Annotated in this window: 8 protein-coding genes and 1 pseudogene; 6 read left to right on the top strand and 3 right to left on the bottom strand. The window is 71.7% G+C overall.

Annotated features, from left to right (window positions below):
• A pseudogene (locus AC08OO_RS15690) lies at window positions 1-208 on the bottom strand (GNAT family N-acetyltransferase); the annotation flags it as partial.
• A gap of 820 nt (window positions 209-1,028) precedes the next feature.
• On the opposite strand from AC08OO_RS15690, the gene AC08OO_RS15685 reads away from it, so the two are divergent.
• The 3 genes from AC08OO_RS15685 to AC08OO_RS15675 all read left to right on the top strand — a co-directional run bounded on the left by AC08OO_RS15685 (window position 1,029) and on the right by AC08OO_RS15675 (window position 5,969).
• Window positions 1,029-2,450, top strand: a complete 1,422-nt coding sequence (locus AC08OO_RS15685) for a hypothetical protein (RefSeq protein WP_476607199.1) — start codon at window positions 1,029-1,031, stop codon at window positions 2,448-2,450.
• Window positions 2,451-2,485: 35 nt separating this feature from the next.
• On the top strand, window positions 2,486-3,430 hold the full coding sequence (locus AC08OO_RS15680) for a phosphotransferase (protein ID WP_476609214.1): 945 nt from the start codon (window positions 2,486-2,488) through the stop codon (window positions 3,428-3,430).
• A gap of 340 nt (window positions 3,431-3,770) precedes the next feature.
• Window positions 3,771-5,969 carry a MinD/ParA family ATP-binding protein gene (locus AC08OO_RS15675; RefSeq protein ID WP_476609213.1) on the top strand — a complete coding sequence of 733 codons (2,199 nt, stop codon included), beginning with the start codon at window positions 3,771-3,773 and terminating at the stop codon, window positions 5,967-5,969.
• Window positions 5,970-6,064: 95 nt separating this feature from the next.
• On the opposite strand, the gene AC08OO_RS15670 is transcribed toward AC08OO_RS15675, so the two are convergent.
• Both AC08OO_RS15670 and AC08OO_RS15665 read right to left on the bottom strand, forming a co-directional pair.
• Window positions 6,065-7,345, bottom strand: coding sequence for a geranylgeranyl reductase family protein (locus tag AC08OO_RS15670; protein WP_476618692.1), 1,281 nt, complete (start codon window positions 7,343-7,345; stop codon window positions 6,065-6,067).
• A 77-nt stretch (window positions 7,346-7,422) separates the two neighbouring features.
• A complete protein-coding gene (locus tag AC08OO_RS15665) occupies window positions 7,423-8,595 on the bottom strand; it encodes a DUF5926 family protein (protein WP_476609211.1) in 1,173 nt (390 codons plus the stop codon).
• Between the two features lie 494 nt (window positions 8,596-9,089).
• Here AC08OO_RS15665 and AC08OO_RS15660 point away from each other — a divergent pair, with 494 nt between their 5' ends.
• The 3 genes from AC08OO_RS15660 (at window position 9,090) to purQ (ending at window position 11,551) form a co-directional block, all read left to right on the top strand.
• Entirely contained in the window at window positions 9,090-10,049 is a 960-nt protein-coding gene (locus tag AC08OO_RS15660) for an NAD(P)/FAD-dependent oxidoreductase (RefSeq protein ID WP_476609210.1), read from the top strand.
• 120 nt (window positions 10,050-10,169) lie between these two features.
• On the top strand, window positions 10,170-10,697 hold the full coding sequence (locus AC08OO_RS15655; RefSeq protein ID WP_476609231.1) for an ATP-binding protein: 528 nt from the start codon (window positions 10,170-10,172) through the stop codon (window positions 10,695-10,697).
• A gap of 140 nt (window positions 10,698-10,837) precedes the next feature.
• On the top strand, window positions 10,838-11,551 hold the full coding sequence (purQ, locus tag AC08OO_RS15650) for a phosphoribosylformylglycinamidine synthase subunit PurQ (protein WP_476609209.1): 714 nt from the start codon (window positions 10,838-10,840) through the stop codon (window positions 11,549-11,551).
• Window positions 11,552-11,672 lie beyond the last annotated feature (121 nt).

Here is an 11,672-nt window from a genome sequence, read left to right as displayed (position 1 = left end):
GATCGGGCACGTCGCCGCGGGCCCAGACCGAGTTGCCTCGCCGGGACGATCCGGCGGACTCGCGCAGCACCCACCCGGCCCGTTCGACCTGGCGCAACGGCGGCCAGGCCCGGTGCGCCAGGTCATCGAGCTCACGGGCCAGGGACGCGTCGGCGGACGGCAGGTTCGTCCGCGGCCCGACCAGCGGATCGGCGGGACACCGCGCCACGCGGTCATCAGGCACGGCGCGCCGACCACGGCCGGCCTGGTCGACAGCAGCTGCGCGACCTGCCGGCCGGAAAGCACGTCGGGGGGCCATCGACCACGATACCGAGGCTACCGATCCGAACGCAGGGATGGACGACCCGAGCGCGGGGATGGACGCCTGCGCCGATCGGACCAACATCGGGCCCCCCAGCTTCACCTTTTCGGTAATCATGACAAGGTGTCATGATTACGAAGCTATTGCCGCCTCGTTCCCGTTCTGGAGCGAACCGGCGGCGGGCCGCATCCCGGCCTCCCTCGGCTCGTCGCCCGGGACCCTCCCGGGCCGGGGCGATGATCCACAAGCCTGCGCCGCGCGATCCTGTCGGTCCTGCCAGCGCCCCCCTTCCTCATCCCGCCACCGCCGACCGGCGAGCTCCACCGCCGCATCGCACCGCCGCCGGCTTGCCCGCCGAACATGATCGGCAAAGGAAACCTCCGGGTAACACCACGCAGAGCCACGATGACAGAAACTTTGCGCACCAGTAATCATCACCCTCCGGCGCAGCCTCCCTCCTACTATTGACAAAGCGAGACACAGGCCAGAACGACCAGAACGACCGGCCGGCGGCAGCGAGGCCGTCGTACGACCGCCGGGAGACTTCGGCCGTTGATCGCTGGATCCGGCCGGACCGCCGTCAGGGAGGATGGCGGTCGCGGCACCGATGCGGGCGCGTGGTCTCACTGTGCGCCCCCGGTCGGTCGCTTCTCGCGGTGGGCTCTACCCCCACTACCTTGTCGTCACGGTCACGACCGTGGTGCTGTCTGAAGGAAGGACGCGCGGCATGCCGCAGTCGAGCGGATCTTCACCGACGCGCGGGCCCGACCCCGGGGCCTGGGTCCCGACGAGCCGGGCGGCCCCTCTCCCACCCTGGTGGGCGACCACCGAGTCGATCGTCATCCCGCCGGCGCGCACCCCTCCGGACGACCGCCCCGAGGACTACGAGCCGGCGCCACCGCCCCAGCCTTCGATGACGAAAGCCGCAACGAGCCCCACCGATGTGTCGCCGGCACCCGCGGGCACGCCATCCTTCGGCACTGTGAGCGAAGCACCATTCGGCACTGTGAGCGGAGCGATCCCGGCGCAGCCGACACCGTTGTCGGCCCCCCACACCACACGCCTTGGCGCTCCGGCCCCCGGTGCCTCGGACCGCAGGCAGTTCCATCGCTATGCGGGAGCGGCGGTCATGACCGCAATCCTCGCCGAGGGACAGATCATGGAGGTCTCGGACGTCCTCGCGGCCAGTCCGATCCAGCTCGCCCTGGAACGCGCCGACGATCTGCTCGACGACCTCCTCGACGCGCACGAGGCGACCCCACCCGCGCACATCCTGGCCCAGACCGAGCGGTTGCGCCGCGGCCTGGAGCGACTCAGCCGGCGGTCCATCCCCGCCGGCGACGCCCACCGGCGCGACGTGCTGCGGGGGCGGGTCGCCGTGCTGGGTGCGGATGCGGCCTTCAAACTCGGTGACATCGAGACCGCGCGGTCGCTGACGTCGCTCGGGTTCCAGGCGGGGCGCTCTGTGGGTGAGGGTGCGCTTCGCGGCTCGGCCCGGGAAGTCGCGGCCGTCAACGAGTTCTACGCCGGCCGGCCCGACGAGGCGCTCCGCCTTGCCCGGGACGGGCTGACCCACGTCAGTGGCGGTGCCGTGCGGGCCCGACTTGTCTGCCAGGAGGCGCGTGCCCTCGCCGCCCTCGGTGACGTGCGGGGCGCGGCCCAGGCCCTGGACCGGGCGTACGACCTGGCGGACGCCATCCCGGCGGACCAGTGGGGCCGTCCCGGTCCGAGTTTCGACCAGTTCAATCCGGTCGAGGTGCCCTACAACGCCACGACGGCCCTGTGTCTACTCGGCCGACCACAGGCCGCCCAGGAACACGCGGATCTCGCCCTGCCGAAGCTGGACGGGATGAACGCCCCGGGATTCCGGTCGGTGATCCGCCTCGATCTCGCCCTGGCGCTGGCCCGGCAGGGTCGCCTGGAACTCGACCAGGTCTGCGCACTGGCCACCGAGGCGATCCAGATCTCCTGGGGGCGAACCGTGGCCTCCGTCTCGGGACGCGCGGATCAGCTGCTCGCGGCCACCCGGCCGCACAGCGAGGTGCGCCAGGTGCGGGACCTCGCGGTACTCATCCGGGAGTGGCAACGCTCCGCGGCGCGGCAGCGGCCCGGCGGGCGCGCGGTTCCCGTGCCGAGCTCGCCGGTCTGACGCCGGCCACCGTACGAGGACCGTGCGAGGGCGCAGTGGCCGACGGCGGGCACCCTCCGGCGGGCTCGCCGGAGGGTGCCCGGTTCACCGCGGAGCGGACCCGCCGCGCCCTCGGTGCGATCTGCGCCAAGGCCGGCCTGGACGACTCGGATGCCATGATGATCAAGAGAACCGTGAACGCGGTGTACCGGCTGCCACGGGCCGGTGCGGTTGTCCGGATCACCGGATCGGCCGCGATGGCGCATCGGGTGAACAAGGTGGTCCGGGTGGCCCGCTGGCTGGCGGAGAACCACGTCCCGGCCGTCCGGCTGCTCCCCGGCGTGCCGGCCCCGGTCACGGCGGCCGGCTTCCTCGCGACGGTCTGGGCCGACGCGACGCCACCCGGCACCCCGCCCGGCGGTCCGGCGCCGGACACCGCGGAGCTGGCCGGCGCGCTGCGCGGTCTGCACACCCTGGCGCCGCCGGAACCGCCGCTGCCATGCTGGGATCCCCTCGACGACGTCCGCCGGCGATTATCCGACGCCGAGGCGCTCCCCGAGCCCGACCGCCGTTTCCTGGAGAAGATGACCGGCCGGATCGCGGCGGCTCTGCCCACCATCCGCTACGCGCTGCCGCGGGTCGTCATACATGGGGACGCGCATCTGGCGAACCTCGTGCGGGCCGCGGACGGCCGCGCGCTGCTCTGCGACTTCGACGCCACCTGCCTGGGGCCGGCGGAATGGGACCTGATTCCTGTGGCGGTCGGCCGGCTACGCTTCGGTCATGATCCTCAGGCCCACCTCGATCTGGCCCGGGGCTACGACTTCGACGTCACCACCTGGGACGGGTTCGCCGTCCTGCGGGCGGTCCGGGAACTGAAGCTGGTGACGAGCGTGGTGCCGATCCTGGGGAGCAGCGCGACGGTGGCCGCCCAGTTCCGGGTCAGGATCGACAGCCTGCGCTCCGGCGACACCGGCGTCCGCTGGTCCCCCTACCGTTGACGCCTCCCTCATCACCCTCGCTGTCAGGGCCCCCGGGGAGGAGACGCCCCCGGGGCCGGCACCACACGAGGCACACCGTTTCCACCGGCCGGGCCGTGCGGTCCACGGAACCACATGTCATTCTGGTCAGACCTGTCGGGCCGGTCCGGCGGGTCACGTCCACGTGCCGGACGCTCGGCTCCGAACGCGGGCTACCGGGGACCGCTGTCCTGGGCGTGGTCGTCAGATCACCCCGGCCTCATGGCTTGGGTCGCCCAAACGGAGGGGAGGCCCTTGAACACGACGGAGGGAATGCCCGCCCCGGGGATCAACCAGGTGGTGTGCTGCCCGGAGAACGATCATGAACGATAATCCTCGGGAGATCGGCGCCATCCGGGTCGGCGATGCCGGAGATCGGGACCCCGCGAATCCCGGGCCGTGGGAGCGTGGCGGGCGCGTCGGGTCCCCGCCGCCGACCACCGAGCAGCCGTCCCGTTCGGCGAGCCGACTGCCGGCAGTGACGGACACCGGCCGGTCGTCTCCCGACCGGCCGTCCCCCGACCGAGCCGACCCGGATCACTGGCAGACCGGTCCGGCGCAGCCGCGCTCCACCGGTGCCGCCGGTTGGACGGTCGACGGCCCCTACCGCCCCGAGCCGGCGGCATCCGTCTTCCGGCCGGGCACCGCCGCCCCGGCGGCGTCCCCTGCCGTCTCCGATACCTGGCCGTCGATGCGCCGCGTTGATCCGATGTCGGCCACGGGCTCCGAGGCAGCTGGTTCCTACCCGGCGGGCCCGGCTGGCTGGACCGATCGGGGCACGCCCGGGTCCGCGGCCATGAACCGTCGAGGCACGGAGAGTGCCAACGGCAACGGCAGGATGCTGCCGATCGAGACCCGCACCTTCGATCCGCTGCTCGACCAGTTCCCCCCGAATCCGGGCGGGGCGTTCGGTCAGGCGTACCCGCCGCCCCCGCCGGGGGAGACCCGGGCCTGGCGGGGCGATCCGCTGAACCCGCCACCGCTGAACCCGCCACCGGCCGACCCGTACGCCCAGTCCCCGCCACCGGCCCCGCGGGACGAGCGCCATGATCCGTGGCGGAGCACGCCGCCGGTGGCGGCGGCGAACTCGTCCGCTCTGGAGGAGACCGCCGCGATGAGACGGGCGGACTTCGACTCCGCCGCTCCCCGGCCGTACGGCGAGATGGATGGGCGATACGAGACCTATCGACCGTCGACCGAGTATCCCGCGCCACCGCCCGACCGGTCGAGAACCGGAAGTAAGGCAGCCGGCGGCCCGTACACCGGCCCGGCCCGCACGCCCACCGAAGCCGGCCGCATCCCCTCCTGGCTACGCGATCCCGAGCCGGCCGGGTCGCCCGGCGGACCGGCCGGGACCGGGCGGCACCGCGATCCGAACCGCGGCGATCAGGCCCACGGCGGCCGGGCCCACGACGAATCGTTCCGGACGGAGCACGACCCATCGGCCGCGGCCGGCCGGCGTCGGGCCGGTGGCCCGGTGGGACCGGGTTCCCGGGAGACGGGTTCCCGGGAGACGGGTTCCCGGGAGACGGGTTCCCGGGAGACGGGTTCCCGGGAGACGGGTTCCCGGGAGACGGGAAACGGCCGGGCGGGGCTCGCCACCAGCGCACTGCTGCCCGCTCCCCCGGAGACGGCGTCCCGCGGCTGGCGCAGGCTCGTGTACCAGGTCTCGGCGGGCGCGGTGAACCCCGGTCCGTCCCCCGACGAGGTTCGCGACCGCCGGCTCCTCGCGCGCATCCGGAACCCGCTGCACGACTGTCACCGCATCGCGGTGATGTCCCTCAAGGGCGGCGTCGGCAAGACCACGACGACGGTGGCGGTCGGTTCCACGCTGGCCGGCCTGCGCGATGACCGGGTGGTGGCGATCGACGCGAATCCGGACCGTGGCACCCTGGGTTCCAGGGTGCCACGCACCTCCGCGCACACGGTGCGCGAACTGCTGGAGGACGCTCCGCGTCTGCACCGGTACGTGGACGTCCGCAGGTACCTGTCACAGGCCGACTCGAGGCTGGAGGTGCTGGCGTCGGCCAACGATCCGGAGCTGTCGGACACCTTCGGGGACGCCGACTACCGGGCAGTCGACGATCTACTGCAACGGCACTACTCGATCCTGTTGACCGATTGTGGGACGGGCATCCTGCACAGTGCGATGCATGGGGTGCTGGAGCTGGCCGACACGCTGGTGATCGTGAGCAGCGCCAGCGCCGACGGCGGGTCCAGCGCGAGCGCCACCCTCGACTGGTTGGACGCGCACGGCTACTCCGACCATGTCCGCGAGGCGGTCGCCGTGATCTCGATGTTCCCCGTCCAGGGCGAGCGGGTCGACGTCGACACGCTGGAACGGCATTTTGAAGCCCGGACGCGACGGGTGGTCCGGGTCCCGTTCGACCCGCATCTGGCCGACGGGGGACGGATCGTGCTGTCGAGCCTGAAACGGGAGACGCGGGCGGCCTATCGGGAGATCGCCGGCGCGGTAGCCGAACGCTTCGGCGAGGAACGCCGCAGCTACCCGGGCGGCTGACGCCGCTGACACCGCCGGCTTCCTCAGTGGCTCAGCAGCTCAGTGGCTCAGCAGCTCAGTGGCTCAGCAGCTCAGTGGCTCAGTGGCTCAGCAGTTCAGCAGCTCAGCGCCGCCACCGCCGCCCGCACGCCGGGACGACGCAGTTGCCGGGCGATGGTGGTCCGTCCCTCGATGAGCCGGGTGAACAGCCCGAAGGTGCCCGGAGCCGCCATGACCGTGTGCATCGCGCCCGGCCGGCGGGTGAACGCGGCCAAGACCTCTCGTCCCGCCGCCATCTCGGGGCCCAGGATCGCCTCGACGCGCGCGGGATAGGCCGCCAAGGCGTCGAGCGCCGTGGCGCCCGGGCCAGTCCGCCTTGTATCCGTGACCCCCCCGGCCCGGGTCACGCCCGCCCTCGCGCGACCGACGCCCCCACTCGCCGCGGCGGCAGCCTCCCCGGCGAGCCGACCCGACCGTAATGCGAACGAGATGCCTTCGCGTGTCCACGGATCCAGGAGCCCGGCCGCGTCCCCCGCGACCAACACCCGGCCTCGCCGCAGCGGGGAGCCGACGGCCCGCACCCGGGTGAGATGTCCGGAGTCATGCTGGCGCGGCAGGTCGGTGAGCCCGAGCCGGTCGACGAACCGGGTGTAATAGGCGCGCAGCGCGGCGCCCTCGGCACGATCACCGATCACGCCGACCGTGAGCACCCGTCCCTTGGGGAACACCCACCCGTAGGAACCCGGCACCGGCCCCCAGTCGATGAGCATGCGTCCGGCCCATCGCGCGGCGCGCGCCGGGTCGGCGACAAACTCGCCCTCCAGGCCGACGTCGACCTGGTCACAGCGGACACCGACATAGGTGCCGCAACGACCCGAGGTGCCGTCCGCACCCACCACCACCCGAGCGCGCAGGTCCGCCCCCGCACGCAGACGCACGGTCACCCAACCGTCGTCCTGATCCCCGGTGTCCTCGGCGATCCCGGTCCCGCCCGGCCCGCTCTCGGTCAGCCCCACCACGTGCGCACCGGTCCGCACGGCCGCGCCGGCCGCGACCGCCGCGGCCAGGAGAGCGGCGTCCAGATCGGATCGCATCACCATCGACATCCAGGGACGGCCGCCGGACCGGCCGCGGGTGACCTCGAAGCGGCCGTCCCAGGTCATCGTCAGGGAGCTGACGCTGGCTCGAACCAGACCGGTCAGTTCGATGCCGAGATGATCCGCCGAAAGGCCGACCAGGCCGCCACCGCAGGTCTTGTAACGAGGTACCGCCGAGCGTTCGAGCACGCACACCCGGGCCCCGGCGTTCGCCGCCGCCCGCGCCGCGCTGCCACCGGCCGGACCCGCCCCGACGACAATGACGTCAAAGGTGTTCTCCGGGTCGTCAACCCTGCTCACAGCGCTCCATCCTCCCGACACCGCATCCCGCCCAGGCACCGCAGTCTGCCCAGGCACCGCAGTCTGCGCCGATGCCGTCAGCGCAGGGTGAGGCTGCGTCCAACAAGACCCGCCCGCACCCGGCGTTCGTGCGCGGTCAGTGCCGTGGTGCCGGCCAGGGCCCTTTGGTAGGCCACCCGCAGCGCGGCGGCCGGCTCCTCACAGCTACCCGCCTCGCTTCCGGGCGCGAGATCCCAGACGGGCACGACGAGCCCGGCGGCGCGGAAGAACCCGATGAACCTGGAGCCCTCCCCCACCGTGAGACGTTCGGCCGCGGCCAGGCGAGCCAGCGCATCCAGCAACGCCTCCTCGGTGGGGGCGACGTCGGCGCCCGCGCCGATGGGAGCGACCACCTCGGCCTCGGAGTCGGTGCCCGCCGCAGCACCCGCCGCACCCGGCCAGGCCAGCGGAAGCGCCCACCGCAGGTGCCAGCGGTCACCGGGATGGCACCAGTAGGCGGCCGGCACCGAGGTGAGCCGTACGGTGGGCACCACGGTGGCGTTGGCGCGCTCCAGCATCACCGCCACCTCCTGGTTCGGACCGCTCTCCTCGTCGGACGGTGGCAGCCACCATCCGAATCCAGAATGAACGGTGATGTCCAGGGGCGCCGGGTCCAGCAGGTCGGTGAGCCGGGGCAACCCGGCGAGTCCCGCGGGCAGTTGTTCCACGAGACGCGGCGCGGAGGCGGGCGGGATGTCGATCACACTCCCCGGCTCGGCGGCGAGTGCTGCGAGCAGGGCACCGGCGACGTCCCGCGATACGTCCAGACCCGGAAGGGCGATCTGCAGGGCGACCAGGATTTCGCCGTCCTCGCGCACCAGGGCGGGGGCGGCCTGCGGCAGCATCGTGCAGAGCGTGATGCGCCGGTCGGCGTGCTCGGGATGGTCGGCGAGGTAGGCCGCCGCCAGGGCCAGCGGCGCGGTGGCGCTGGGCACCAGCTCCCGCAGGGCGACCAGGTCCGGCTCGTCGCGGCGGCCCGCGAACGGGCGCAGCACGGGAGCCTGCCGGTTCCGCTCGCCGTGGCACGCCTTGTAACGACGGCCCGACCCGCAGGGACAGGGTTCCCGCGGTCCAACGGCGGGGATGGCACCATCGGATCCGTGGACGGACGGGCGGCGACGGCTCCGTGCGGCTCCCCCGCCAGAGCCGGGCGTGGCGACTCGTGCCGGGCGGGTGCCGGGACGCTGGGGTGCGGGTCGGCGAGCGATCACGACCTCCTGAGGTAGAGACCGTCACGCGCGGTCATGGACTTCCTGCTGGTAAGGCTAAGCCATGCTCGGCGGATGACGAGGGTGCCGGGTGGCGGCCGTGGCCGCGGCAAACGTCACCGATCCCGTCGCGGGAGCGGGCTGACGGAGGGCCGACAGCCGACAGACCCGGTCGACGACAGACCCGGTCGACGACAGATACATCCCCGGTATCTCGGGCGCCCGTTCAGGGATAACCCTCTTCCGCGGCAGGGACTATCCCGTCGCTGCGAAAGCATCACCACGGATACCGCACGCGGACCCCTCCTCAATGGGCACGATGAACACAGCCGTTCGGCGGACGGGCACTGGCGGGACTGATGGCGAGCATCATCAACGCTCGTCCGCAAGCCACCGTCACCGTGGCGACACATCCAGGAGGGCGACGCCGCGGGAACCGGTGAAAGGCCAATCGGCATACGGCGCCCGCGGCATTCATCTCGATATAGGGGGGATCGGTGGCGAAGGTCGTCGTCGCCGGCGGGGGCATTGCTGGGATCGCCTGCGCCAGCGCACTGCTAGCCGAGGGAATCACCGTGGATGTCCGTGACCGGGGCCGCGTGATCGGCGGACGGATGGCCTCACGGTGGATAGACGGGCGCATCGTGGACTCCGGCGCGTCGTACTTCACCGCCACCTCGCCGGAGTTCCGCGAAGTCGTGGACGATTGGTTCATCCGTGGCCTGGTACGCCCCTGGACGCACCGAATGTCGGTAATCAGTGGGCCGACCGCCACCCTGGCCGAGCCGCGTTCCGGCCCGCTGCGGTACGCCGCCCCGCGCGGGCTGCGTTCCCTGGTCGCCGACCTCGCGTCCCGGGCCGGGGTACAGGTCACACAGTCCACACCGATCCGCCGGGTCACCCCGGGTCCCCACGTCGACGACGAGGCCGCCGACGCGGTGGTCCTCGCGATGCCCGACCCGCAGGCACTGCGCCATCTCGACCCGGCCTGCGCCGAGGAGCGGACGCAGCTCGCCGGCCGACCCTGGTCGCCGGTGCTGGCGCTGCTCGCCGGCTGGCCCTACCGGTGCTGGGCACCGATCGACGGAGCCTTCGTCCACGACGACGATACGATTACCTGGATCGCTGACGACGGTCGTCGCCGGGGTGACAATGCCGCCGTCCTGGTCGCCCACTCGACGCCGGATTTCGCGCGGCCGCGGCTGGCCGACCCCGCGGCGGCCGGACCTGATCTCGTCGCGGCGCTACGGCGCCTGCTCACCATCACGATGCAACCCAGTTGGACGTATGTGCAAAAGTGGACCTTCGCTCGCCCGGACCGTCCGCACGAACAGCCGTACTACCTGTCCAGCAGTGGGATCGGGCTCGCCGGCGACGGCTGGGGAACACCGAAGATCGAGAATGCCTGGCGCTCGGGCACCGAGCTGGGCCGGGCCCTTGCCGCCCGATTGAGATAACCGATTGCGACAACCTATCGCAATAACCGATTACGATGACCGATGACATGTGACCGGATCGAGCCTGCGTCGGCGTAGGTCGTTCGGTTGACGATGCGTGACGCGGGTACACCCTCCGACATGGAGATCAAAGTAAGCCTGTCGTTGCCCCACGATGAGATCTCCATACCCGTGATTCGACGTATCTGTACGCAGTCCCTGAAGGTCCTGGGCGTCAATCAAGAATGCATTGACGATGTTGAAATCGCCTTGACCGAAGCGTGCGACAACGTTCTTCTACATGCCCATGCCGGCGACGAGTACGAGGTTTTGGTGGGAGTGGACAACGAAGTCGCCGTCATCGAGGTGAGCGATCGCGGCGACGGTTTCGACAGCGCGGATGAGCTCGATCGGACAGCCCGCCAGAATGGCGATTCCCCCAGGCCGGATAATGTTCCCGAGCAAGGCCGCGGCATCTTTCTCATGCGCGCTCTGATGGACCGGGTGCAGTTCCACCGGGTGGACAGCCCCCATCGGGGCACCCGCGTGCATCTGGAAAAGACTCTCACCTGGGAGGAGAGCGCTCCCGGGGCGCGGCTGAGCCGGGCGCGGACGGGGCCGGGACCCGCTTCCCGCCCGGAGGTGGCCGAGGGCATCCATCCGGTCTGATCGTCTCCCGCCGACCACCATCTCCCGCCGACCACCATCTCCCGCCGTCCCCCGCCGCGCCCTTCGTCGATCGGCCGCCCCATGATTCGACCGGCTACGCTGACGGGAGTGGACTCCGAGGGATCTGGGCGGGTATCGCGATGGGTGTGGTAATGACTGAGGCGGACTCGCCGGCCCGGATCGGGATCGTCACCTTCCCCGGCTCCCTCGATGACCAGGACACGGCGCTCGCGGTGCGGGCCGCCGGTGCCGAACCGGTCTCCCTCTGGCATGGCGACAGCGATCTCGCCGACGTTGACGCCGTCATCCTGCCCGGCGGATTCTCCTACGGTGACTACCTGCGTGCCGGTGCGATAGCCCGGTTCTCGCCCATGGTGGCGGCCCTCGTCCCGGCGGCCCGCGCGGGCCTGCCGATTCTCGGCATCTGCAACGGGTTTCAGGTGCTCTGCGAGGCCGGCCTGCTCCCCGGGGCACTGACCCGCAACGTGGGACTGCACTTCGTCTGCCGCGACCAGCGGTTGCGGGTCGAGGCGCCGGGCACTGCCTGGACCCGCGGCTACCAGGACGGCGAGGAGATCGTTATCCCGGTGAAGCACGGGGATGGCCGCTATGTCGCGGCCCCGGACGTGCTCGCCGAACTCGAGGCGGCCGGGCGGGTTGTGGTGCGCTACGTCGGCGGGAATCCCAACGGGTCGGCGGCCGACATCGCCGGGATCTGTAACGAGAGCCGGACGATCGTGGGCCTGATGCCGCATCCCGAGCATGCTGTCGACGACCTCACCGGCCCCGGGGTCGACGGGCTTCGCATGTTCACCTCGGTGCTGTCCAGCTTTTTGCCGGCTTTTTCCTCTTAAAGAAGGATTTTTGGTTACGAAGGGGTCTCCTTGCCCACCCGGGAGCCCGGACCAGGGGATATCGGCGAGGATGGGAGGGTGACCGGCAACCCCGCCGCCCCCGCGGCCACCTCCGTGAGTC

It is taken from the genome of Frankia sp. CeCAU1, assembly GCF_977971845.1.
Note: the sequence above shows the minus strand (reverse complement) of the source record. Positions and strands in the feature narration are given on the sequence as shown.

Excerpts from the sequence above, each read along its gene's own strand:
- purQ (WP_476609209.1), top strand. The coding sequence starts at position 10,838 with ATGGGTGTGGTAATGACTGAGGCGGACTCGCCGGCCCGGATCGGGATC.
- AC08OO_RS15685 (WP_476607199.1), top strand. The coding sequence starts at position 1,029 with ATGCCGCAGTCGAGCGGATCTTCACCGACGCGCGGGCCCGACCCCGGG.
- AC08OO_RS15675 (WP_476609213.1), top strand. The coding sequence starts at position 3,771 with ATGAACGATAATCCTCGGGAGATCGGCGCCATCCGGGTCGGCGATGCC.
- AC08OO_RS15655 (WP_476609231.1), top strand. The coding sequence starts at position 10,170 with ATGGAGATCAAAGTAAGCCTGTCGTTGCCCCACGATGAGATCTCCATA.